The organism is Acinetobacter sp. ANC 4973 (genome assembly GCF_002135275.1).
Lineage (GTDB): Bacteria > Pseudomonadota > Gammaproteobacteria > Pseudomonadales > Moraxellaceae > Acinetobacter > Acinetobacter kyonggiensis.
On the sequence record NZ_NEGM01000006.1, the window covers coordinates 1 to 25,723 of the forward strand.

Genomic DNA, 25,723 nt, shown 5'->3' on the forward strand with positions numbered 1-25,723 from the left:
AAATCGCTTAGGACGTTTTACACGAAAAACTTTGAGCTTTTCAAAGAAGAAAGAGAATCACGAGGCTGTCTTACATCTATTTTTGTTGAAATATAATCAGGATATGAAAAATAGGTGGATAACACGTTAAATTTAAACACTACCGATTAATTTTTCTTTTCAACTCCCTTGCAGTTATATTCTTTTCAAAATTCAAAAGAAAAACAAAGGCTATATCAAATGAATTCTCACCGATATCATTTAAAAACTTATTAATTAATTGTAAATTTCCTTGAGACTTAGTCATAATACCAATCCTATCTCTCAAGGGAATTTCAAAATCCACAAACTTATCCAAATACTCTTCACCTAAAGCCTCATCATATCCATAATTATGACAAACGACTTTTGAAAATTGCTCTTTATGCATGACCAAAACAAATACAATTTTAGGAATATCAAAAAAGTGCTTAATCCGTTCAATTAAACGAATCGCAAAGTCAGGGCGACAACGGTCTAGTTCATCAATAATAAAAACCAAAGGTTTATCAAATTCTTTTGCTAATTGAGTTAACTCTTGTTTGAATGCCAATAAAGTATTTTTATCAGCTTCATGTGATTCAATCTTAGCTTCAATACTTTCTTTAATTTTATCGCCAATTTCATCAGTTGCAGATTCAATCACTTTTTCACCAGATTCGTATACCTGTTGAGCTAAAGTACCCAAAACCCCACCACTAATTAAGTTCAGACCCAGTGTAAGTAAAACTTTAGGTAAAGTTGGCAATAACGCTTGGTATGCAGCCGCTGCCTTTTCTTTAAAAGTATTGATATGATCTGAATTAGCATCATCATCTTTTGACAAACAAGCGGTAATCTCAGAAGAAATCACCAAAAAAGGATCATCTAAATAATCATTCGCAAAGGCATCCAAATAAATCACGTTATGCTTTTCATCTTCTAAATGCTTTTGCCAATGCCTTACAAACCACGTTTTCCCCTCACCCCAACGTGCATCCAAAGCCAATACAGCACCACAATTTAAACGATCCACATAGTTGGTGAGTTGAATGCCTAAACGCTTACGCTCCCAAAGGTCGCCTTACCAAGCTTCTTCAATATTTTTAAAATTATCCCGTTGCCAATTTAATTGATTTTGTTCAGTCATTTCTATTTCATTATTAGTAAGTTACTACACTTATGATATGCCATTTTTCAAAGGCATATTTCACATCCTTTCAAATAAAAAATCTGCTTACAATTTCATCAGACTTTAGTTTTAAAGCCTCTATATTCCAAAGCAATACATGTTAGATTAAATTAGAAATAGTACTTTACGGTGACGAATTATCCCCATGAAATTACTAGGTTTTATTTTAGAAAAAATGTAGTTAGTATCAAAATGTAAGCTGCTTTAACAAACAACAATTTATAGTTCTATAACACATCTGTTTTAGTAACGATTATAAGGAGAAATTCACATGGCTTATCATAATATTTTAGTGCCAGTTGACGGTTCAGAAACATCACATGCAGCCGTTGAAAAAGCAGTTGAATTTGCTAAAGCATTTGGCAGTAAAATTACAGTGGTTCAGGCTTTAGTACTCGACCCATATATTGCAGCGGAATATATTTCTGCGAGTCAAACAAATGATTTAATAGAACGTGCTCGTACATCAATTGAGGAATCACTTGCTGCCGCTAAAGCAAAATTTAATGAACAAGGCATTGAAGTAGAAACCAAACTGCTTGAAGGACAAGTGATTCATCGTGAAATTATCCGCGCAGCAGAAGAACTGCATGCCGACCTGATTATCATTGGCTCACATGGTCGTACAGGTTTTAAAAAGCTATTCCTTGGCAGCGTTGCACAAAGCTTACTAGGCGAATCTCATGTTCCTGTCCTGATTGTTCGTCAACCATAATCCTTGTCTTTTTCCCATCTTTCTCTAAAGATGGGAAAACCCCTACCTTCATTCAATTTCAGTTATTTTCTGATCAATCATTCATCCATTGATATTGTTTTAAATTAATCTTATCTGCAATAACCATTACGCCCTCGTCTAATAATTTTAAGCGTTGAATATTGCCCCCGCAATGATCCAATTTACTTAGGCTAATTTTCCCTTGTGAATTAATGACTCGATGCCAAGGAATTTCAGCCGCTTGATCCAGATGTTTTAAAACATAACCAACTAAACGTGCATGTTTAGGCAAGCCTGCCAGCTTTGCAATTTGTCCATATGAAGCCACTTTTCCATAAGGAATTAAAGCAACCACCTGTAATATTTGCCGTGCTAATTCATCACTGGAAGTACTGGCATGTTGTGGCATATATGGTCCTTAAATCATCTCATTCGACCTTTAGAACAAATGATTTTACTTACTCGCACTTCTAGTCTAGAACAACATTCAATATAAAAACAACCTGAGTACAATTCATGAAAAAAACTTTAAAAAAAATTATAGCCAATGATCATTTTTAAGCTGCTAAATTATTTTTGCCTATCGTTAAGTTTTTTACATATTTTCAGTAATGAATTAACATAGAGCACCATCAAAGTGCTGAATGTATCAACGCTTTCTTCTGGCTCTCTATTAAGTTGAATTTATTCATGCATCAAACAATTAAAACGCTATTTCGACTTTTTTTTGCAGTTGTAATTTTTCTCATTACAATCGCTTTATTTTTCAGTATCTATTCAAAAAGCAAAGAAATTTTAAATGCAGATCAAGCTTTCCAGCAAGCACAACAGATTTCGCTCAAATCAACCACTCAAGAACAACTGGTTTTAGTTTCGAATAATAAACGACCCGATGAAGCGATTTATATTCTGATTGCGCATAATGGCTATGTTGCAAAAATAAACTGCGAACATTATTTACAAGATATTTGTACGGATGCCTATAATCAGTCGCATACTCGACAAATCAAACAGATTAATTTATTAAAAGTTGGTCAACAGTATTATATTAAAGACATTAATTATCAAGATAGTCTGACACAAAAACAGCAACAGTGGTCTTATTCTAAACAACAAATTCAGCAATTTTATCAAGCCGATATTTCAAGTTTAAAATATATTGTTTTTAGCATCAGCCTCTTTGCCTTAGCTGCACTTTACGTCTCTATTCGAATTATCCGTAACTTTAAAAAATTCTTAAATCGCTAAAAATTTAGAATAAAAGAGGACTCTTAATCCTCTTTTATTTTTTAAATCGCTTGATTAAAAGTGTCACAATCGTTGATCTTTCCTGATTTCAAACCAGTTTGAAACCATTTCATACGTTGTTCACTACTACCATGAGTAAAACTATCAGGCACAACCTGCCCTGTAGCGCGTTTTTGCAAGTAATCATCGCCAATTTTATGTGCTGCATCCATCGCTTCTTCAATATCACCTTGCTCTAAAAATTGGGTACGTTGTTGATTATGATGTGCCCAAATTCCTGCAAAGCAGTCTGCTTGCAATTCCTGACGCACAGAAAGTTGATTACCTTGTACCTCACTGGATTGAGCACGTGCTTTTTGCACTTGATCGGAAATACCCAACAAGGTTTGTAGATGGTGCCCGACTTCATGTGCGACCACATAGGCTTGGGCAAAATCTCCCGCTTGGTCTTGGCGAGATAACTCGGTCGAATTTTGCTCCCCCGAAATACCCATTTGCTGACGCATATCTTTAAAGAAAGTCGTATCAATATAGACTTTGCGATCGGCAGGACAATAAAACGGCCCCATTGCAGATTGCGCTGTACCACAGCCTGAATTCACCACACCATTAAACATCACCAATTTAGGTGCAACATACTGACTATTTAATTGCTGTTGAAAGACTTGCGTCCACGTATCTTCGGTATCCGCTAAGACTGTCCCAATAAAATCCATGGCTTCTTGCTGTTCTGCTGTGGGATGATCCAAGCCTTTCGTTTCAGCGGGTTGCGCTTGTGATGTGACTTGCTTCGTGGCTTGATAGGCTTGTTGCGGGTCAACCCCAAAAAACTTCCACGCCACAAAGGCAACCACAAGACCTAAAATACTAATACCACCCGCCTTAACACCGCCACCACCACGACGGTCTTCAACATTGCTACTTACACGACGTCCTTTCCAGCGCATAGTGATATTCCTTTAGCTTGTATTTATTTGATTTTACCGCGCATTGATGCTCATGCTTGTTTGGATTTAGGCCAAAACTTTTGAATGAAATTCACTATTACGAGAACCAATAATCCCGCAACAAAACCAATGGCAAAATTAATTAAGGTGGGGGTAATTGCACCCACAATATTGCCAACTGTAGGAATATGTTCAATATAATCGACTGAATCTTCGCTCCAATGATGAATCAAAGGCACAGCATGATTAATAATTCCGCCACCGACCAAGAACATTGCAATGGTTCCCACAAAGGTCAAGGTTTTCATTAATTTTGGTGCAAATGCCAACAATCCACGCCCAATACTTTGCTTAAGACTCGATGCTTGCTCGGTTAAATATAAACCTAAATCATCAATTTTCACAATCATGGCAACAAAACCGTAAACACCCACAGTCATTAAAATAGCAATCACTGAAAGCACGAGGACTTTAGTACCAAATGCAGCTGTGGCAACCGTACCCAATGAAATCACCACAATTTCAGCAGATAAAATAAAGTCCGTTCGAATAGCTCCTTTAACTTTATCTTTTTCAAAAGTGACTAAATCTGTTTCTATTTCGATCAATTCTGCTTGCGCAGCTTCTTCTGTTTGGGCTTTTTTATGATGCAAACTATGCAGAACTTTTTCTACGCCTTCATAGCACAAAAATAAACCACCAATCATCAATAAAGGATTAATCAGCCACGGTGCAACGACACTAATCAGTAAAGCTAAAGGTACAAGAATTAACTTATTAATGAATGAACCTTTAGCAACGCTCCAAACCACAGGCAATTCGCGTTCAGAACGAACACCACTGACTTGTTGTGCATTCAGCGCCAAATCATCACCCAATACCCCAGCCGTTTTTTTTGCCGCCATTTTACTCATTACAGCAACGTCATCTAATACGGTGGCAATATCGTCTAATAATATTAATAAGCTACTCGCCATTCTTTTTATCCTTGAGGTATCTAGAGGGTATTTTAAATACAAATATAAGAAAACTGTATCAACTTCATTAAATTCTTTTTATTTTTTCAATGTTCTGTTTTTATAGTGCCTGACATTAAAAAACATTATGCCGTACAATATAGCAATTCATCAGCAGATACATGTTGTGTTAACAACTTTGGAATAGAGAGATAATGAGTAATCAAGACAATCGTCCTGTTATTTTGACTGGCGACCGCCCAACTGGACAACTTCATTTAGGTCATTTTGTAGGTTCTTTACGTTCGCGTGTAGGATTACAAGATTCTCATCATCAACATCTCCTCCTTGCTGATGCTCAAGCCTTAACAGATAATGCAGATAACTTTGAAAAAGTACGCCGCAATATTATTGAAGTGGCAACAGATTATCTTGCTGTCGGCATTGATCCAACCAAAACAACCATTTGTGTTCAGTCATGCTTACCAGCATTAAATGAATTGACCATGTTGTACCTCAATTTTGTGACTGTGTCGCGTTTAGAACGCAACCCAACCATTAAAGCAGAGATTCAACTCCGTGGTTTTGAACGTGATATTCCTGCTGGCTTCTTATGCTACCCAGTTGCACAAGCAGCAGATATTACTGCTTTTAAAGCATCCGTCGTTCCTGTTGGTGATGACCAAATTCCAATGATTGAACAGACCAATGAAATTATACGTCGTTTAAATCGTCAAATTGGTCATGATGTGCTACCCGAATGTAAAGCTCTGCTTTCAAACATGAGTCGTTTACCCGGTTTTGATGGCAAAGCCAAAATGTCTAAATCATTAGGCAATACCATTGTGCTAGATGCTTCTGACAAAGACATTAAAAAAGCAGTCAATGCCATGTATACCGACCCGAATCATTTAAGAATTGAAGATCCAGGTCAAGTCGAAGGCAATATTGTATTTACTTATTTAGATGCTTTTGACCCAAACAAAGAAGAAGTTGAAGAGTTAAAAGCACATTATCGTCGTGGTGGTTTAGGCGACGGCACTGTGAAAAAACGTCTTGAAGGTGTGCTGAAAGAACTGATTACACCGATTCGTGAACGTCGTCTCGAACTGGCTAAAGATCCTGATTACATCATGGATATTTTAAAAACTGGCACAGATAAATGTCGCGATATTACCCAGCAGACACTTGATGAAATTAAATCGGGTTTAGGCATGTTTCACTTCTAAACACGTTTAAGCACAAAAAAGTCTTTCTTTATCGAGAAAGGCTTTTTTATGCCCAGAAAACGAGAAACAAATCACACTCACCAATAGTTATTAACTTTAATTAACACAACTTAACTGAAAGCATCATGAAATGACTGATCATTCATTTTATGATGTTTTTAGTGTTTAAAGCTCTATCGAGTTTTAACATTCTCCTTAACCGAAACTGTGAAAACAGCTTCGTTGTTATACGCAATGATCACCCCAATCGTTGCGTATTTTTTTGTTTACACAATTATAATAATTACCATGTACAAACGACTTTAAAACTAAACATTTTTATTTAATGTTTAGAAATTTTTTGTATATAAAATAAACTTTATTTTGTTCTTCTTTTTAAATTCTTAATTTGTTATAAATAACGAGAACTGATTATAATTCATACGGGGTTTAAAATATGTTACTTAACAAATATATAAAATATACTTTTCTTGCAACAACGATAACAACATTACTTACTGCATGTGCCGGTAGCGATGGTAGCAATAATAATTCAACAACACCCTTTGCATCAAAATCAATTTCGGGGACTGCGGTCGATTTCTATTTAGCCAATGCTACTGTAAAATTTGATGACTGTAATGGCTTAACAACCACAACAGATGCACAAGGTAAGTTCTCTTTTAAGACCACTGCCAACTGTAATAACTCAGCAATTACCATTACTGGGGGTACAGATATAGGAACAGGACTTCCATTTACTGGCACACTCAAAATCAAAAAAACAGATTTACAAAATATTTCAAATAATGATTTCGTTGCGAGTCCACTTACATCACTTGAATATTATCTTGGCTCTGGCGACCTTCAGGTCGTTTTAAATAATCTCGGTCTGACCACGGTAACAGCAGCAAATATTAAGTCATACAACCCTGTCAAGGATGGTAGCGCAAAAGAAATGGCGGTCATTTTCACGCTACAACAACTTGCAACTCAAATTGAAGATAACTTCCAAGCCATCAACAAAAGTGATGGCTCTGTCGCATTGACACAAGAACAGGCTACACAAATTGCTTTTTCGACTATCGCAAGTGCGTTAAAGACTCAAGGGAAAAACCTATTTGATGGTAGTGGTAACCTTCAAGCAACTGCTTTAGATGAGATTCTTACTGCTGCTGTAACCACAGCTGGGACGACCATCAATGATCCTAGCACACCAATAGACCCTAATATTAAAGGTAATATCAACGGTAATATTACCACCGTATCAACAGAGATCAATAAGATTGCACAGTCAGGTGGAGATGGTGCGACTTTACAAGCAGCTTTAAACGTAGCGTTACAAGACCCTAACAGTCCAGCACAGGCAATTAAAGACAGCTTAAAAACGCCAATTTATGCTGATTTTACTTTAGCAGGTTATTCATTGGCAGAACTTAAAGCATCTACTACTGCACCATTAGCGTTAAGTCATGCAAACCTAGCTACGGCCTTGACTGTCAACTTTAAACTCAATAATACCAAGTCTGAATTAACCGATACGATTAAATTAGGTTTTAAACTCGATGGTAGCCGTGGCGCAGCAAAAGAAAATTTGGATGTCATCATTCATAATATTCAAGTGACCTTTAAAACAGATGGCACAATATTAAGTGCTAAAATTCCGTCGAATACCAAGGTTAATATTGCTTCATCTCTTAAAGATGTAACTCAATTAGAGTTTATTACCCAGAATGATATCATTATTAATGTCAGCAACGGTTCAATTCCGCTAGCAAGTGTTGTAAGTAGCAGTGCAAAACTACAGGAGTATTATAACCAATATATTGGCAAGCTTGCAGTGAATGATTTAGTAAAAGCATCAGCTTATGTATTACCTATAACCTATACAGTAGATCCAGCTCTTGGACTACAAAATGATACGATCAATGTGAATGGAATTCAATTCCAAGGATCAAGCTTAGTCGCTCACTTTAAACTGAATTAATCCATTCAATGCCAGCCTTCAAGCTGGCATTTTTATCTTCAGCATTTAAATATTTGTCTTTGGATTATATGAAATATCATAATTTAATTATATATATGGCATGTATATGCCCAACTGGTTTATATGCTGCACCTGAAGATCTTTTTTTACAGGCACAGAGCTTAGCAAAAGAAACCAAATCATCTTTAAAATTTACAACAGAACTAAATGCAGTGAATGACCGCATCGACTTTCTGGATATAAGACAAAGTGAAGGCGTACAGAATAGCAACGCTGGCGACTACATGGGTGCACATTTTGCTATGGAATACCAGTTTCATCCACAGTGGATTGTTGATGGATCATATTGGTACAGAGAAATTGATTATGCTCAAGACACCAATACCATTCACTCTGGCTCACTGGGGATCCGCTATTTCCCTGAGTTAAATTTAAACAAAAAAGATCGTTTTTTCATTGCTGCAACGCTATGGGGAAATCAGGCCAATGAGCTAAATAAATCTACAGCAACCATCGTTAATCAACAAAGGCTTGAACAACTTCAGGTCAATCAACCGCAAGACTTACAATTTCAACTGAATGGTGTATTTTCTCGAAAACTTGATCCCATGAATCAAATTAATTTATTTGCTGGAGTCGGTTATAGCCAAGTCAAAGTAGATAGCTTAGATATTCAAGCCAAATATAACGGTTGTTTGATGGATATCAATATTAATTCCAGTAATCAATATTCAGGAAAATTAAACAAACCCTGTTCTATCGATAATCTATTGATCAACCAACTGAATATTTCAGGTAATGCCAGTGATTATGGCATTGAGATTCAAAATGACCTGAACTATAACGCTTATTTTACCAGCTTAGGCGGTTCATGGAACTGGAGATATCGTCAATTTGAAAGTCAGATTGCCTACCAGTATCAGCATTTATGGCGAGACAACATTGATGATCGCGTTCGTAATTTTGGTAATACGCCAGTTAACAATAATCATAGTCTTGGTCTTAAACTCAGCTACGATGTTACCCCAAAAATATCGACCTTTATGAAAGGGGAATTTTACCAACACAATTTCATCGGCAATATTCCATTCTTGTATAATGGGGTGACTGCATCGCGTCTGGATCGTCGATATGGGCTTGCGACTTTGGGGCTAACCTTTCAAGGTTTTTAACAATAGCAAAGATTAAGAATTATTTAAGATAAGATTGAGTCATACACCATTACATCAATGGTGAAAATATAGCAAAAACAAATAATTATATTTTTAATGTACTGACTACTCTACTCTTTGGAGCTTAATCTAACAAAGATATTGAAGAATATTTAAACAGAAAATAAGATTACTGTTAGCTCAAGATATTTTTCTTATACAAGCATTGAACACTATTTGTAACTCTTAAGCTGCTTTAAATAGTCGAGGAAAATACCAGTCAAGTTCAAGTGACTGGTATTCACTCTCATTTTAAGACTTAGTTTTTATGACGCATGTGAGGGAATAAAATCACATCACGGATACTTGCTGCATCAGCAAATAACATCACCAAACGGTCAATACCAATACCCTGACCCGCTGTTGGAGGAAGACCATATTCAAGTGCTTCAATGAAGTCAGCATCGTAATGCATAGCTTCATCATCACCTGCGTCTTTCTCTTCAACTTGCGCTTGGAAACGTTCCGCTTGGTCAATTGGGTCATTTAATTCTGAGAAACCATTCGCCAATTCACGACCACCAATAAAGAACTCAAAACGATCTGTAATGTGTGCATTATGATCATTACGACGCGCCAATGGTGAAGTTTCCGCTGGATATTCGGTAATGAATGTTGGTTGGCGAAGTTTAGTTTCCACCGTTTCTTCAAATACGATGGTTTGTAATCGACCTAGACCAAAACTCGGTTTTACTTTTTCTTTCAATTCTTCTTGAATAAATTTAGCCAAAAATTCACGGTCAGCCACATTTTCTGGCGTGAGATTTGAATTATGTTCAAGAATGGCATCAAACATCGAAATTTTCTTAAATGGACCTTTGAAGCTAAACACTTCACCTTGATAAGGCACATCGGTAGAACCCAAGATATCGAGCGCTAATTTTTCCAACATATTTTCAGTCAAAGCCATCAAATCTTTGTAATCTGCATATGCTTGGTAGAATTCGATCATGGTGAATTCTGGGTTATGGCGAGTCGAAACACCTTCATTACGGAAGTTACGGTTAATTTCGAATACGCGTTCAAAACCACCAACCACTAAGCGTTTTAAGTAAAGCTCAGGAGCAATACGTAAATACAATGGCATATCAAGTGCATTGTGGTGTGTTTCAAATGGACGCGCAGATGCACCACCTGGAATCACATGCATCATTGGCGTTTCAACTTCCATGAAACGTTGTTCAGTTAAAAATGCACGCATACCCGCAACGACTTTGGCACGGATTTCAAAAGTTTTACGTGTTTCGTCGTTCACCATCAAATCAAGATAACGTTTACGATACTTCATTTCGGTATCGTTTAAACCATGGAATTTATCTGGAAGTGGACGCAGTGATTTGGTTAAAAGTTCAAAGTGTTCAATATGAACATAAAGATCGCCTTTACCAGAACGACCGATATAACCTTCAACAGCAATAATATCACCAAGGTCTAAACCTTTAATGGTTGCAAGTACTTCTGGATCTAATTCTTTACGCGCAACATAAAGTTGAATACGACCAGTCATGTCTTGAATCACGATGAATGAACCACGGTTCAACATCACACGACCTGCAACTTTTACATAAACTTTTTCACCAGCTTCAATTTCTTCTTTAGACTGATCTGCGAATTGATCTTGTAAATCTTGAGCATAGTGTTCACGTTTAAAGGTGTTCGGCCAAGGGCTAGTGCCCTTTTCCTTAGCATGTTGTTCAATATGCTTTAACTTGGCATGACGCTGTGCAATTAAATCGTTTTCGGAAATTTGTTGTTCAGAAGTCGATTGAGCGTTAGGTTGCGTCATCTCTGCCTCGTATATGTGTAAAAAACGGAAGTTGCATAGCATAGCAGATTCAGTAAAAGTTTCGTATGACTTATTGCCAAACAAAAGTATTGATTTACTCAAAACAACTTCCTTTAATTCATCTTTTTAACCTTCAGCCAATTGTTTGACCTACTCAAAACCCTTTTTAAATGCAACATCCATCATTTCTAAATATTCTTGGGCGGTTTCTAACTCGACTTTCAATTTTGTTGTTCCATTTAAATCTTCAAGCCAATACTTTTCCAATGCTCCCCCTCCATTTCTTAACTTCGTCACTGTCTAAATCTTCAATACCACCTTGAACTAGACCTAAATGTTTAAAAACCACCAGTTTAAATTTTTCTAGTTGACTCATTGTAGAAACCATACCCGCACCACTGGCATAGAGAAAAACAGTTTTGCCATGGACTGTCCAATCTGAATGCATCGTTGAACCCAGTGAAAAATATTGTGTCCATTGCATATACGTTTCAGGGTTCCATAATACCTGCCAAACTTTTTGTGGCGTTGCAGCAATCAAAATTTCATATTTTAGAATTTCCATAGCCGTGACACATCAAAATGATCGTATACATTTAAAATTATCCATGTTTATTTTTACCATATATTTATATTTTGTTATTTAAAAAATCATTAGCTAAAAAACACAAATAAATACATGTTTTTATTCAAATATCTATTTTTAAAATTATTTTATTTCACATCTTATAATTGGTTTCTTAGACCAAAAGCTAACTTCTTTGTTCACCAGAGTCCCTTACAATGTTTTAAGCAAAATAGTTGAAAAGGAAACTATTCAACTCTTTCTATCTTTGTAAATAAAGACAGAGTGAACGATAAAATAATGAGTACATATACTTCAAAAATCTTATTTTTACATGGACTAGATTCTTCTCGTGAATCGACCAAATTCCATGCCATTGATGCCAACCATAAGTATTGCATTGATATCGATTATCGCAATCTTACTTTTCAGACTGTCGCCAATTTTTATCACGACATTATTACTAAAATTAAACCTGAAATATTAGTGGGACACAGCTTAGGTGCTTATTGGGCACTCAAAATGTCAGCCTTGCATAAAATTCCAGCAATTATTGCCAATCCAAGTCTCAACCCAAATTTTCGGGAAGACTATCCACCTATTACTGAAGATGATCTGGAACATGAAATTGCTCAAATTGCTTATTTAGAGCTAGGGGATGAAGTACTAGATATGCATGCAGTGAAAGAACAACTTGAACCATATATGCTTGTTCAAGCTGTTGAAGGTGGACATCACCGTTTAGCCAGCCCTGAAAACTTGAATGACTTAATTCAACATTTGCAAATACATTTTTTGAAGTAAAAAAGCCTTGGATTAACCAAGGCTTTTTATCATTTATGATTGTTTATGCAACAGCTTTTTCTGGCTGAGTTTTATCATCCAATACTGACCAAACCGTTAAACCCAAATCAGTATGTAGGTCAGGTAAATCTAGGAAAATACTAGCACCCAAAAGTTCATGGTTGCATTTATCCACCAATTGTTTCACTGCTTTTAAAGTACCGCCTGTTGCCAAAACATCATCCACAATAATAATTTTTTGCGGCTCAATTTCAGCAGACATTTCTAAACGATCCATACCATATTCTAAGCTGTAGCCGACTCCAACTACGGGTGGCGGTAACTTACCCGCTTTACGAACCAGTAATAGACCTTTGCCTAAACGCTGTGCCAACAAGCTTGCAAGAACAAAACCACGTGCTTCAACAGCAACAAAACTATCGACTTCTTGCAACTTTTCAGCAGGAATACTTGCGATTAACGCATCTGTTAATAGCTCAATATTGCCCATAAATAATGGTGTTAAATCAAAGAAACAAATCCCAGGTTTAGGGAAATTTTGGACAGTACGAATTTTAGACCACAAAGTTGTAGACAGATTGCTCATGGGGAGAAAATTAATTAAAAAGAGAATATGTCAATTTTAGCGCTTTATACACTAAATGACCAGTAAACAACCATCAGCAAAATACAATCAAACACCAAACCAAAATACAAGTATATGATTTTATTATGTTAATTTTTAAATAAATAATAGATATAAATTTACCCAATGATAAAATAACAAATCGGATACTCTTTTTCTCCTCGACCTTAGTCTAGAGACTGACTTTTAAACTTAAAAAAGTGATCTAAACCTTTTATATAGACCTTTCATTCATCACCATTTAAAGGTTTATATTTAGTTCATATTGTTAAACAAAAATGATATTTCAGCCTTTTTATGACAAGTTTTGTCCTCATCTGCAATTCTGGTTTCAAATTCACTCACTAAACTCAGATATTTGCTTTACATTAACGCTAGAACTGCGTAAAAATTTGCTTGAATATGTACATTGAAAGTCATATCACTAGAGTCAAGCTGTATATGGATTTTTACTGACTTCACTTTTTAAAAAGTCAGTGCTTTGGAGAGTCAAATGAAAAAGTATCAATGCATCGTTTGTGGATGGATTTATAACGAAGCTGAAGGTTGGCCACAAGATGGTATTGTCGCAGGCACGAAATGGGAAGATATCCCAGATGATTGGACATGTCCGGATTGTGGTGTATCAAAAGTTGATTTTGAAATGATTGAAATCTAATCATTGATACAAAAGACCATAGCGCATGGTCTTTTTTACATCTTTTAGAAAACCGTTTGGAGAAAACTATGCACCCTATCGTCATCATTGGTTCAGGTATGGCCGGTTATACCGCAGCACGTGAGTTTCGTAAGCTAAATCCCGAGCATGAACTGGTCATGATTTGTGCAGATGATGCGGTAAACTATGCTAAACCCACGCTGTCAAATGCTTTGGTTGGTAACAAAGCACCAGAACAAATTGCTTTGGGTGATGCCATTAAAATGAGTGCTCAATTACAGATGCGTATTGAAGCACATACTTGGGTCAAAGAAATTCAGTCCGAACAACATCAACTCATTTTAGAAAAAGAGGGGCAACAAAGTACTCAGCCCTACTCAAAATTGGTTCTCGCTGTTGGCGCAAATCCAGTTCGCTTAGCCATTGCAGGCGATGGTAGTGATGACATTCATGTGGTTAACAATTTGAATGACTACAAAAGCTTCCGTAAAAATCTGGCTATACGTCAAGACAAACGTGTCGTGATTCTTGGCGCAGGTCTGATTGGCTGTGAATTTGCCAATGACTTACAAAACACTGAACATCAAGTCACTGTAATTGATTTAGCAGCTCGACCTTTAGGACGTCTCATTCCTGAATATGTTGCATCTTCGTTCCAAGAAAAATTAGAAGAGATTGGCATTCACTTTGTATTGGCTACAACAGTTGAAAAAGTCACCAAAGTTGAAAATGGCGACTATCAAATTACCCTAGCCAATGGTCAGTCTGTGATTGCAGACATTGTGCTTTCTGCAATTGGCTTACAACCCAACGTAGAGTTAGCAAAAGCGACAAAGATTACATGTAGCCGTGGAATCTTGACCAATGGCCTTTTAGAAACCAATCAAGCCGATATTTATGCGATTGGTGACTGTGCAGAAGTCAATGGTCTATTGCTACCTTACGTGATGCCAATCATGCAACAAGCCCGCGCTTTAGCAAAAACCTTAAATGGTGACAACACTCATGTTCACTATCCTGCAATGCCTGTTGCCGTTAAAACGCCTACTGCACCACTGACTGTACTTCCAGCACCAATTGACGTCGATGTTACGTGGGAGACAGAAGAACTAGAAGATGGCATGATTGCAAAAGCTTTCGATAGTCAAAATACCTTACGTGGTTTTGTACTCTTGGGCGCAACTGCGGCAAAACAACGTTTAAGCCTAACTAAATTAGTACCTGACTTGATTCCTGTAGCAGTTTAAGGTTTTAATATAAAGGATGTTTTTTCAAAAAAAAATGTCCTTTTTTAGGAAAATAACAATGAATAGCGCACTCACATTCACGGGCTCTCCATATACTTCGTTTATGCATGAAACCAAAGTCACTTTAAGCAATGGTATTGAGCTGCATGTCGAAATAGGTGGAAAGCCTGAACATCCTGCAATCATGCTGATTATGGGTTTAGGTGCGCAATTGTTATTCTGGCCTGATTTTTTCTGTAAATCACTTATAGACCAAGGTTATCGAGTCATTCGTTTTGACAACCGAGATATTGGGTTGTCTTCAAAAATTCGTCATTCAGGTCCACGACTCAATACATTAAAACTTATGGGTCGCTTTGCTTTAGGTTTAGAAAACCAAGGCGCACCCTATAATTTATATGATATGGCAGAAGATGCTGCATTGTTAATTGATCATTTAGAACTTGATAACGTCTCGGTGCTCGGAGCTTCAATGGGGGGAATGATTGCGCAAATTCTGGCAGCAAAACACCCTCAAAAAGTAAGCAATCTGGGGCTAATGTTTACCAGTAACAATCAACCCTTACTACCACCACCCTTTCCGAAACAACTTTTTAGTCTGATTGGTAAACCTGAATCTACCGACGAAGATGGTATTGTGAATCATAGTGTGAAAGTATTTAATATTATTGGTTCACCCGGATATATCAATCAAATTGAGATTATTCAGACCGCACGCAAGTTATATCAACGAAGTTATTATCCAGCGGGTGTACTTCAACAATTTTTAGCAATATTATGTACTGGTTCTTTGCTACAATTAAGTAAGCAAATTCAGCAACCGACCCTCGTGGTACATGGCTCTCGGGATCGTTTAATTCCACCGAGTCATGGCAAAGCCGTTGCAAAGGCAATTACAGATGCTAAGTTTGAATTAATTGATGGAATGGGGCATGATATGCCTCCGCATTTTATTCCATATCTTAGCGGATTATTTGCTGATCACTTTAAATCAAAACATTAGGACACTATGGCTGCATTACCATCTTTAAGACAGCTGTCATATCTCGTTACACTGTCTGAAACGCTGCATTTTACTGAAGCTGCGCGTCGTTCATTTGTGACCCAATCGACTTTGTCAGGCGGGATCATGGAGTTAGAGCGCTTGTTAGGTGGAGTACTCGTTGAACGCGACCGCCAAAATGTACGTTTAACTCCACTAGGCGAGCAGGTTGTTGCCCGAGCCCGTGTTCTATTGGCAGATGCACAAGACTTGATGCGTTTAAGTCGTGAGATGAGCGAGCCTTTAACTGGTGATTTACATTTGGGGATCATCCCAACCATTGCACCTTTTATTTTATCGAAACTTTTAGACGAAGTTCATAAACAACTTCCTAAAATTCAATTGCATTTGCACGAAGCACAAAGTGAAAAAATCGTCGAAAAACTAGAACATGGCAATCTCGACATGATTGTTTTGGCTCTACCTTTTGATACGCGTGGCTTGAAAGTTGCTGAAATCGCAAAAGAAAACCTTTATTTGGTCTGTAATAAATCAGACCAAAATGCGAATAATGCAAACTCTTTAGATGACTTAGATCTATCGCGTTTAGTCTTGCTTGAAGAAGGTCATTGTCTACGTAATCATGCTTTGAGTGCTTGTCCAATTGGCGAACGTAAAAATGATCATCGCTTAAAAGCAAGTTCATTGCCAACATTAGTCGAAATGGTTTCTTCAGATTTAGGTTTTACCTTACTTCCTGAAATTGCAATTCATACCAATATGATTAAAGCAAATCCAGATTTAGTGGTCAAAGTGATTGAGGCAGCACCAAGTCGTACCCTTGCATTGGTTACGCGTAAAAGCACCCCATTGCAAAGTGAATTTGATGTGCTGTTGCAAATTTTTCAAAAAATCACCAAAAATCTTCACTAAACAACCATCTATATATGAAAAGGAGCAATCGCTCCTTTTTTTATGTTTAATTTTTTATACTCCATGTTCACCTAACGCAAATCAATCCACGGGATGCAAACTCAAAACATTCTTCATGTTTTTTTAGATAAAAAAATAGCTTATCTATACAGATAAGCTATTCAAGATAAAAATAGATTATGACTCAATAGAGCAATAAAATATTAGATTCCCGATAAGTTGAAGTACTACTAATTAGCCAGACTAATAAGAAGTGCTGTCATAGTAGAAGGTTAAATGTGTTTTTTATATCCCTATAAATAGGGATTTCCTCATTACCCAAAACCACTCTGCTGCAAAGCAAAAAAAGCTTAAAATAAGAACACAATAAATATACATTTTTTAAATATATATTATTCAACAAATACTTAAATTTACCTCAAACCTTATAAATTACCAATTTCTTGGGATAGCACTTTCATTCACTTTATAGCAAAGTGACTCAATAAAATAGAAAACCATTGTGAGAAATGCCTAGTGGGTGAACTAACTTTACCTGTTCCTATTCTAATGATAAAAGATCAACCAACTTTTAATCATCTATCCGAAAATATTCTCATGCGATTAGGTTATCCAGCTGAATTAATGATTCATACTGATAATCTGATTGAAGCTGAACAATTATTGCAACAACATTTACCCAATTTAATCTTGATTGATTTGTACCTTAATCAATCAGAAAAAATTTCATTTATAAGAAGAATAAAAAAGATTCATCCAGATGCATATATTATTGTGGTCTTAGCCCAGCACGAGACCTGTTTGCTGTTTGCTGCAATTCAAGCGGGTGTACAAGGCTATATTTTTCATGAGCATACTGAAGCAGAAATTTTCAGCCATATTAAAACTATTTTGCGTGGCGGTGCGCCCATTCATTACGCTTTAGCGCAGTATATTTTGTCACATCAACCCAACATTAATAAAACCCAAGCAACAACTAAAATACCCCTACCCATACACCTAACAGCGATTGAAAATGACATTTTAAATTTAATATCAGAGGGGCTAAGCCCACAACACATTGCACAACAGATTACTGTGCCCTTATATCAGATTGAAGGTCATATTAAACATATTTATCAAAAAATTACCTGTTTATAGCATGAAATATCCCAAATTCCCTTTTATCTCAAAAGCAGTATCGAGATAAAATAAAAGAGTCCGAAGACTCTTTTATTTTATGCACTTACGAGTAAATTATTTAATTAAGCCTAGTAATATTCTTTGTGCATTATGTGGCTGTTGACCTGACGCAACATGAGCACGTACCCACGTTCCATCTCCTTGCAACAACCATGCTTGTTGGTTATCTTGTAAATAAGTCAATAAACCTTGCTGATAAATACGTTTTTTCAGCGCGGGATCTTCAATTGGGAAACATGCCTCAACACGATTAAATAAATTACGATCCATCCAATCGGCACTTGAGCAGTAAATTCGAGCATTGCCATTATTACCAAAGTAATAAACACGAGTATGCTCTAAGAAACGTCCGACAATTGAACGCACACGAATATTTTCTGAAAGCCCCGGCAAACCCGGACGTAAACAGCAAATAGAGCGAATAATTAAATCAATTTGTACGCCTGCTTGAGATGCTTCATACAACTTGTTAATCAACTGCATTTCAGTTAAAGCATTCACTTTGACAATAATTTGTGCAGGCTTACCTGCTTTAGCATTGGCAATCTCTTCATCAATATAATTCACAAGTTGCGCATGTAAGGTAAATGGTGCATGTAGAAGTTTCTTTAACTTCGCCATTTTCCCCATGCCTGTCAATTCTTGAAAAATACGATGTACATCTTCACATAGCTCTTTATCTGTGGTGAGCAATCCATAGTCGGTATAAATACGCGCATTACCTGCATGATAATTACCTGTACCTAGATGTACATAACGCACAAGCTTGTTATTTTCACGGCGTACCACCAAAATCATTTTGGCATGGGTTTTATAACCCACAATGCCATATACCACCACAGCACCCGCTTCTTGCAGTACATTTGCCACTTCAATATTCGACTCTTCATCGAAACGTGCACGTAATTCAATGACTGCGGTGACTTCTTTACCATTGCGTGCAGCTTCTGCCAACACTTGTACAATTTCAGAATCGGGGCCACTACGATATAAGGTTTGCTTAATCGCAAGCACTTGCGGATCACGTGCAGCTTCACGCAATAAATTAATCACAGGTGCAAATGATTCAAATGGGTGATGTAATAGAATGTCTTGTTTCTGCATAGCAGAAAAAATATTTTCAGATTTTTTCAGAACTTTTGGAATAATGGGCGTATGTGAATCATAACGTAAATGTGGACGTTTAAAATTCGAGAGTAATCGTGCAAGATTAACTGGCCCATCCACTTTATAAAGTTGCTCTTTTTCAAGATCAAATTCATTGAGTAAATACTCATAAATATGTTCAGGACAATTGTGGGTCACTTCTAAACGTACCGCACGACCAAAACGGCGTGAATTCAATTCGCCTTTCAATGCTTTGGCTAAGTCTTCAACATCTTCATTCAATGCCAAATCTGCATTACGTGTTACGCGAAATTGATAGCAACCTGTCGCAGTCATACCAGGGAATAAGTCGGACACATGTTCATGAATGATGGCAGACAACATAACATGATGTTCTTTGCCATCGGTCAGCTCATCAGGTAAACGTACCACACGAGGTAATGAACGTGGTGCAGGAACAACAGCTAAATCAATTTGACGACCAAAGGCATCCTTTCCTTCTAAAGTCACAATAAAGTTTAGACTTTTATTCACCAAACGCGGAAATGGATGAGCTGGATCAAGGCTAATTGGGGTCAGAACAGGAGCAACTTGTTCTTGGAAATACTTTTTAATCCAAGCAGACTGAGCAGGTGTCAGCTCACCACGACGTAAAAAACAAATGTCTTCTTCACGTAATTTAGGCAAAATTGCTTCATTTAAAATACGGTATTGGCGTTCAATTGCTGCGTGTGCTGTTTTAGAAATAGTATCTAGCACTTGTTTTGGGGTTAAACCATCAGGGCTACGACTTTCATTGCCTAAATCAAGTTGCTCCATCAAACCAGCAAAACGAATTTCAAAAAATTCATCTAGATTACGGGAAAAAATAAGCAAAAAATTCATGCGATCAAGCAAAGGATGCAGAGGATCAACCGCCTGTTCTAATACACGAAGATGAAAATCTAGAATAGAAAGTTCACGGTTAATATAGCGATCATTATATGTATATTCTATTTGTGTAGGAGATGGGTCTGCTGCAGTATTCATACCTAACCTATGCATATTTTAAAGTAATTCGTATTCACTTAAGTATGCTTCAAAATTGTGACAATTTCATAAAAAAAAGCTCAATAATTTATAATGCTGAATCAGTTAAGGGATTTTACAATGAACGCCTTAACTTTTTTAGTTATTCACGACGGAGTCTTATCGCTTTAAATCAAATTTTTGGAGCTCGTTTGTTCTTTTGTTTAGCCAAAATGAGAATCCTCAAAATATATTTTGAGTTCGTAAGAAAAGCATATTGCGAATAGTTTTAAATAATTTATTTAAAACTATTCTCACCGCAAAACTCGTCAAATACCTTTTATTGATCAATTCATCGCAGAAACCTTACTTTTCAAAGTAGTCTTGCCTTGCGCTGCAAAATAAAGCCGTGCTTTATTTATTGCTCAAGTTGCGGATGACGTTTACGTGTATCGAATAACATCATGAATTTAAAAAAATGCCAATCAATCTCTTAACTAACTGACATTACAATAATTTGGGCTTTTTACAATCATGAATTAAGGAATATGGCTATAACGCATATATTTTTGAATCATACGTTTACGATACTTTAATTTCCGATCTTCACGATGGTCTTGATAATATTTTGGATTCGGTAAAATTGCGGCTAAGAAAGCGGCCTGTTCACGCGATAAATTTTTCGAACTTTTACCAAAATAATGCTGTGTTGCGGCTTCCACACCATAAATATTTTCACCAAACTCAACTGAGTTTAAATATACTTCTAAAATCCGTTCTTTTGACCAGACCCGCTCCATCATCCACGTGGCAACTGCTTCTTGACCTTTACGCAGAAATGAACGCTTATTATATAAAAATAGATTTTTTGCCAATTGCTGTGAAATCGTTGAACCACCTGCAACCACTTTACCTTTATCTTTATTACGTTCTAAGGCAAATTGCATGCCGGCCCAATCGAAACCATTGTGTTGTAAAAATTTACCATCTTCGGCTGCAACCACCGCATGTTTCAAATAGTCACTGATTTGATCATAATCACGCCATTCATGTTTGATTGGCTTAGACGGTTCAGACCAATAATCTATCCGCATCATCATGGTGGTTTCTACAGGATGGCTGCGCCACCAAACCAGACTTGCAAAAATCCAAAGTTGTACTAAAAGTACCAAACTGACAAGTATTAACAAACTACGAACAATAAAAGCTTTCATGTCAGTGAGTTACTCCAAAATATCTATTTTTTCATGCTAAGCTTGAAGCTGAATATAGCAAAGATTATAAAAGAATAGCATGGCTGAACTTTCACCTCCCTCAATTCGAAGTAAACCCGAGGTTCACCTTTGGTGGCTGACTGCACTTTTTATTGCCATTAATGTCAGTTTATTTCTCTGGCAAATGCTCACAGGGGTAAATATTAGCAGTCCCAGTCTTGTCGATGCTATTCATTGGGGCGCTGATTATGCACCTTTAACCTTTTTAGAGGAACCCACCCGCCTGTTTACCAGCATGTTTTTTCATTTTGGCTTAATTCATCTCATGTTAAACATGTGGGCACTCTATATTTTTGGCAGTGTCGCTGAGCAACTTTTTGGTCGATCCTATTATTTAGGTTTATATATTTTTGCAGGTCTTATGGGCAGCTTGCTTAGCGGTTTCATCGACATTCAAAATACCTTCGAACTGCTTCAAACCCAAAATCCTGAACTTTTTCCAACCGTCAGTGCGGGTGCTTCTGGTGCAGTTATGGGCATTGGTGGCGCATTGACGGTTTTATCTTTATTTCCTGTTTTACCCAAGCAACGCTTTATTTTAGATAAAAAAACTTTGATCATGGTCATGGGGATTAACTTATTGATTGGCTTCACCATGCCCGGAATTAATAATGCAGCCCATATTGGCGGTATGCTGATGGGCGCTGTATTGGCAATTATTTGGTATATGGGACAACGGATACATAAACCGAATTTGGGTGTTTATATCGGCTTAGCTGTGGGCGCAGTGACCTGTTATTTATTTTATGATTACTGCATGCAACAAGTTCAAATCCTTGAACCCATTTGGCGCCAAATTCTTGCTGCTATGCGCGCACAACTTCATTTCTAAGCGGCATAAATCAGATAAGAGAGATCACTGATTGATCTCTCTTAAACTTTGTAAAGGTGGAATATCACACAGGTAACTTAAGCGATAACGTCCAATCAAGGCACACAGTAAGGTCATAAGAATTGGTAAAATCAGCCAAATTTCCCAATGTGCCTGAATCGCCAAATTCATTTTATAGCTCGCAATTGCACTAATCACTTCTGCAAACAGACAAGAAACCACACCAGCCACAAATCCAATAAAACCAATCTCCAAGCTCATCATTTGTTTTAACTTTTGTTTAGAACTACCAAACGAACGTAACAAAGCCACTTCACGTTTACGTTCATCCATCAATAAATTCAAGCAGGCAACAAGCACCAAAATACCTGACACACTCACCAATAACGCCAGAATGGTAATAATTTGTACCAACACATTCACCAAGCGTTTAACTTCATCCAAAATCAGACTGACATCAATAAAAACAGTATTGGAAAATTGCTGAATCACAGGAACCAATTGCTTTTTATCCTGTTCTGGCACATAAAAACTGCCTAAATAGCTGCCTGCATTTTCATCCATGGTTTTGGGTGCAAAAATAAAGAAAAAATTGGGGCTAAAACTTTCCCATTCAACACTACGCAAATTAATGACTTTGGCATGAACCAAACCTTCGGGCAAGCTAAAGGTCAGCCGATCTCCGATCTTAATTCCCAATTCTTCCGCAGTTTTGACTTCAACAGACACATCACCGACCTGTTTTAATGCTGCGCTGCCCTGTACAATTTTATTGTCAGTCGGATATTCTGCGGTTTGGGTTAGGTTTAATTCACGACGCAAAGAATTATTGCTTTTCAGCAATTGCTCTGCAAAGGGCTGATCATTTTTCGCCACCAATCGCCCACGGATATTGGGATATAATGGTGTACTCTGCCAACCCTGTTGTTCAAGCTGGGCTTTGAATACAGGCATATCAAATGGTGGTAAACCATAAACAAATTGATTGGGCGTGCCTTCAGGTAATTGTTGCTGCCAACGCTCCAGCAAATCCGTTCGCAGCACCGCCAATACGGTAATTAGACTTAGGCCCAGTGCCAAAGCGGTAATTTGAAATGCTGTTTGATAAGGCGCACGTACATAAGCTGAAATGGATATTTTTAAGCTTTTGATTAATTTCAGCCAGCCCCAAATGAGCATATACAGCACAGTACACAGCAAAATAATCGCCCCCATCACCCAAGTGGTGAGCACAATATTTTCAGTCAGTACAATACTAAACAACACCAAACTTGCCGTGCCCATCAGTAGCATCCACAGCATCGACTGCACCGTTTTTTCTTGCTGACGAATCACACGAATAGGCGGTGTATTCAACAGTTGCCATAAACTTGGCACAATAAATCCAAGCAATACTACGGCGCTGGTGAGCATTGCAATAGGCAATGGCCCAAGCAACAAATCCAACACAGAAAATTGAATCTGCAGATGTGGAATCAACTGTAGCATCAGTTGCAATAAGCCATAGCCGAGTGAAACTCCCGCCAAACTCCCAATCGCCATTGCAACCATTAACACCACGCTCAATAAAGCCAAATATGCATTAAAAATCTGAGCCTTCGTTGCGCCAATACAGCGCATAAGCGCAATATAGTCCTGATTTTGTTGTACATATCGCTGACTGGTTAGGGCAATGGCAATACCACACAACAAAATAGTCAAAATATTGGTCAGTTGTAAGAAGGTATCTAAATTAGCAATCGGCTTCATTAAACGAGTATTGCCTTCGCTGGCATTTCGTAACCTCAGGCTGGTTTGTTCATTTGCACTTGGTGTTTGAGCACCTTGCTGCAATTTGAAATTTTGTTCAAATTTCTTGGTTTGCTCTGCCGTACCTGCCATCAATAAACGATATTCAACCCGACTCCCCACTTGAATGGCATGGGTTCGAGCAACATCAGCTTGGGAAATAATCACGGTAGGGGAAAAACCTGAAAAACCCAATTCTTGATTGGAATCATGGGCAATTTGAGCAGTGACTTTAAAGCTTGCATCGGCAATATTGACCGTATCCCCCACATTGACATGCAATAAATCCAGAGCACGAGCGCTGAGCCAAACCTGCCCTGCCTGAATTTTTTCTGCTGTTGGCACAACACGAATGTCTCCACGTAACGGAAAGGCATCATCAATGGCTTTCACATTCACCATCACAAATTGCTCATGGGTATGTGCCATCGAACTAAATGTGGTGACTTTAGATTGTTGTAGTGCGAATTGGTTGGCTTGATCTTGCCACTTTTTTTCCAGTGGTTGATTATCTGTCAGAACCAAATCCCCTGCTAACATTTCTGCGGCTTGTAATGCCACGGCATTTTGAATTTGTTCATTGCTAAATTTTAGTGCTGTGGTCGCACTAATCGCCAAAACCAGCGCAATAATCAGTAAGTAAACACCGCTACTTTTAAAACTTTGTTTGAGTAACGGTTGAAATAGAGGATTCATTTCAGTCCTCACCGTTACGATGTTCAATTATATGCCCATCTAACAATTCAAAATGACGCTGGCATTGTTCGGCCAGTTTTGGATCATGCGTCACCAAAACCAAGGTTGTACCCAATTCACGATTCAGTTGAAATAACAATTGCTCAATATCTTCGGCTGTTTGTGTGTCTAAATTACCTGTGGGTTCATCGGCAAAAATAATTTGTGGATTACTAATCAAAGCTCGTGCAATCGCAACTCGTTGCTGTTCACCACCTGAAAGGACTTTTGGCGTTTGTGTCGCTTGTCGTTCTAAACCCACTTTTTTAAGCAATGCCAAAGCTTTTTTTTCAGCTGCTGCAAAATTGAAATTCTTTTGTAAGCGCAGTGGCAACATCACATTTTCAACTGCTGTTAAATGTGGTAACAACTGAAAAGACTGAAAAACAAATCCAATATGTTTTAAACGCACCAAAGCACGTTGTTCTTCGTTTAATTCAGCAATCAATTCTCCACAAACCAGCAACTCCCCCGAACTGGCTTGATCTAACGTGGCTAAAATTCCAAGTAAGGTCGATTTTCCTGAACCCGAACGCCCCGTAATTGCCACTTGCTCACCCGCATAAATTTCAAAATTTAAATTTTCAAAAATGCATAACTCTTTTTGGGCAATTTTTATCTTTTGTGTCAGTTGCTGGGCAGAAATAATCACTTGTGGCATGATGGAATGATCGTAAGTAACTTGGGTCATAATATCTCTATATGCAAAATCGCAATTTAAAAATTCGTGGAATTT

The 25,723-nt window shown here is 37.4% G+C and carries 23 protein-coding genes; 12 read left to right on the plus strand and 11 right to left on the minus strand.

Annotated elements, in window-relative coordinates; genetic code table 11:
- Window positions 1-139: 139 nt before the first annotated feature.
- Complete coding sequence (locus tag B9T30_RS09230) at window positions 140-1,006, minus strand: P-loop NTPase fold protein (protein WP_319830014.1); 867 nt, start codon at window positions 1,004-1,006, stop codon at window positions 140-142.
- A gap of 454 nt (window positions 1,007-1,460) precedes the next feature.
- Between B9T30_RS09230 and B9T30_RS09235 the strand changes: the two genes are divergently transcribed.
- Window positions 1,461-1,904 (plus strand): universal stress protein, encoded by a 444-nt coding sequence (locus B9T30_RS09235; protein WP_074944131.1) that lies wholly within the window; start codon window positions 1,461-1,463, stop codon window positions 1,902-1,904.
- 73 nt (window positions 1,905-1,977) lie between these two features.
- Here the strand turns inward: B9T30_RS09235 and B9T30_RS09240 are convergent, their stop codons facing one another.
- Window positions 1,978-2,313: an MGMT family protein gene (locus tag B9T30_RS09240; protein ID WP_086184727.1), complete on the minus strand. Its 336-nt coding sequence runs from the start codon at window positions 2,311-2,313 to the stop codon at window positions 1,978-1,980.
- Window positions 2,314-2,594: 281 nt separating this feature from the next.
- Here B9T30_RS09240 and B9T30_RS09245 point away from each other — a divergent pair, with 281 nt between their 5' ends.
- Complete coding sequence (locus tag B9T30_RS09245) at window positions 2,595-3,152, plus strand: hypothetical protein (RefSeq protein ID WP_086184728.1); 558 nt, start codon at window positions 2,595-2,597, stop codon at window positions 3,150-3,152.
- Window positions 3,153-3,193: 41 nt separating this feature from the next.
- Here the strand turns inward: B9T30_RS09245 and B9T30_RS09250 are convergent, their stop codons facing one another.
- Window positions 3,194-4,099 (minus strand): neutral zinc metallopeptidase, encoded by a 906-nt coding sequence (locus B9T30_RS09250; protein WP_086184729.1) that lies wholly within the window; start codon window positions 4,097-4,099, stop codon window positions 3,194-3,196.
- A gap of 50 nt (window positions 4,100-4,149) precedes the next feature.
- A complete protein-coding gene (locus tag B9T30_RS09255) occupies window positions 4,150-5,076 on the minus strand; it encodes a DUF808 domain-containing protein (protein WP_086184730.1) in 927 nt (308 codons plus the stop codon).
- A 194-nt stretch (window positions 5,077-5,270) separates the two neighbouring features.
- On the opposite strand from B9T30_RS09255, the gene trpS reads away from it, so the two are divergent.
- The 3 genes from trpS (at window position 5,271) to B9T30_RS09270 (ending at window position 9,422) form a co-directional block, all read left to right on the plus strand.
- On the plus strand, window positions 5,271-6,284 hold the full coding sequence (gene trpS, locus B9T30_RS09260) for a tryptophan--tRNA ligase (protein ID WP_074944120.1): 1,014 nt from the start codon (window positions 5,271-5,273) through the stop codon (window positions 6,282-6,284).
- 436 nt (window positions 6,285-6,720) lie between these two features.
- Complete coding sequence (locus tag B9T30_RS09265) at window positions 6,721-8,250, plus strand: hypothetical protein (protein ID WP_086184731.1); 1,530 nt, start codon at window positions 6,721-6,723, stop codon at window positions 8,248-8,250.
- Between the two features lie 68 nt (window positions 8,251-8,318).
- Entirely contained in the window at window positions 8,319-9,422 is a 1,104-nt protein-coding gene (locus tag B9T30_RS09270) for a hypothetical protein (RefSeq protein ID WP_086184875.1), read from the plus strand.
- 298 nt (window positions 9,423-9,720) lie between these two features.
- Here the strand turns inward: B9T30_RS09270 and lysS are convergent, their stop codons facing one another.
- Both lysS and B9T30_RS09280 read right to left on the minus strand, forming a co-directional pair.
- A complete protein-coding gene (lysS, locus tag B9T30_RS09275; protein WP_086184732.1) occupies window positions 9,721-11,247 on the minus strand; it encodes a lysine--tRNA ligase in 1,527 nt (508 codons plus the stop codon).
- A gap of 247 nt (window positions 11,248-11,494) precedes the next feature.
- Window positions 11,495-11,812, minus strand: a complete 318-nt coding sequence (locus B9T30_RS09280; RefSeq protein WP_413772566.1) for an SRPBCC domain-containing protein — start codon at window positions 11,810-11,812, stop codon at window positions 11,495-11,497.
- 300 nt (window positions 11,813-12,112) lie between these two features.
- Between B9T30_RS09280 and B9T30_RS09285 the strand changes: the two genes are divergently transcribed.
- The gene (locus B9T30_RS09285) at window positions 12,113-12,616 is read left to right on the plus strand and encodes a YqiA/YcfP family alpha/beta fold hydrolase (protein WP_086184733.1); all 504 of its coding nucleotides are present in this window, start codon (window positions 12,113-12,115) and stop codon (window positions 12,614-12,616) included.
- Between the two features lie 43 nt (window positions 12,617-12,659).
- Here B9T30_RS09285 and B9T30_RS09290 read toward each other — a convergent pair whose 3' ends face one another.
- Complete coding sequence (locus B9T30_RS09290; RefSeq protein ID WP_086184734.1) at window positions 12,660-13,202, minus strand: adenine phosphoribosyltransferase; 543 nt, start codon at window positions 13,200-13,202, stop codon at window positions 12,660-12,662.
- A 532-nt stretch (window positions 13,203-13,734) separates the two neighbouring features.
- Between B9T30_RS09290 and rubA the strand changes: the two genes are divergently transcribed.
- The 5 genes from rubA (at window position 13,735) to B9T30_RS09315 (ending at window position 18,201) form a co-directional block, all read left to right on the plus strand.
- On the plus strand, window positions 13,735-13,899 hold the full coding sequence (gene rubA, locus B9T30_RS09295; RefSeq protein ID WP_004648213.1) for a rubredoxin RubA: 165 nt from the start codon (window positions 13,735-13,737) through the stop codon (window positions 13,897-13,899).
- A gap of 68 nt (window positions 13,900-13,967) precedes the next feature.
- A complete protein-coding gene (locus B9T30_RS09300; RefSeq protein ID WP_086184735.1) occupies window positions 13,968-15,146 on the plus strand; it encodes an NAD(P)/FAD-dependent oxidoreductase in 1,179 nt (392 codons plus the stop codon).
- 58 nt (window positions 15,147-15,204) lie between these two features.
- Complete coding sequence (gene estB, locus B9T30_RS09305) at window positions 15,205-16,149, plus strand: esterase EstB (protein WP_086184736.1); 945 nt, start codon at window positions 15,205-15,207, stop codon at window positions 16,147-16,149.
- A 6-nt stretch (window positions 16,150-16,155) separates the two neighbouring features.
- Window positions 16,156-17,061, plus strand: a complete 906-nt coding sequence (gene oxyR, locus B9T30_RS09310) for a LysR family transcriptional regulator OxyR (RefSeq protein ID WP_086184737.1) — start codon at window positions 16,156-16,158, stop codon at window positions 17,059-17,061.
- Between the two features lie 516 nt (window positions 17,062-17,577).
- The gene (locus tag B9T30_RS09315) at window positions 17,578-18,201 is read left to right on the plus strand and encodes a response regulator transcription factor (RefSeq protein WP_086184738.1); all 624 of its coding nucleotides are present in this window, start codon (window positions 17,578-17,580) and stop codon (window positions 18,199-18,201) included.
- A 96-nt stretch (window positions 18,202-18,297) separates the two neighbouring features.
- Here the strand turns inward: B9T30_RS09315 and ppk1 are convergent, their stop codons facing one another.
- On the minus strand, window positions 18,298-20,379 hold the full coding sequence (gene ppk1 / locus B9T30_RS09320) for a polyphosphate kinase 1 (RefSeq protein ID WP_086184739.1): 2,082 nt from the start codon (window positions 20,377-20,379) through the stop codon (window positions 18,298-18,300).
- 518 nt (window positions 20,380-20,897) lie between these two features.
- The gene (gene mtgA, locus B9T30_RS09325) at window positions 20,898-21,572 is read right to left on the minus strand and encodes a monofunctional biosynthetic peptidoglycan transglycosylase (protein ID WP_086184740.1); all 675 of its coding nucleotides are present in this window, start codon (window positions 21,570-21,572) and stop codon (window positions 20,898-20,900) included.
- A 79-nt stretch (window positions 21,573-21,651) separates the two neighbouring features.
- Here mtgA and B9T30_RS09330 point away from each other — a divergent pair, with 79 nt between their 5' ends.
- Window positions 21,652-22,464, plus strand: a complete 813-nt coding sequence (locus B9T30_RS09330) for a rhomboid family intramembrane serine protease (RefSeq protein WP_086184741.1) — start codon at window positions 21,652-21,654, stop codon at window positions 22,462-22,464.
- 24 nt (window positions 22,465-22,488) lie between these two features.
- On the opposite strand, the gene B9T30_RS09335 is transcribed toward B9T30_RS09330, so the two are convergent.
- Window positions 22,489-24,948, minus strand: a complete 2,460-nt coding sequence (locus tag B9T30_RS09335) for an ABC transporter permease (RefSeq protein ID WP_086184742.1) — start codon at window positions 24,946-24,948, stop codon at window positions 22,489-22,491.
- Window position 24,949: 1 nt separating this feature from the next.
- Window positions 24,950-25,678 carry an ABC transporter ATP-binding protein gene (locus tag B9T30_RS09340; RefSeq protein ID WP_086184743.1) on the minus strand — a complete coding sequence of 243 codons (729 nt, stop codon included), beginning with the start codon at window positions 25,676-25,678 and terminating at the stop codon, window positions 24,950-24,952.
- Window positions 25,679-25,723: the final 45 nt, after the last annotated feature.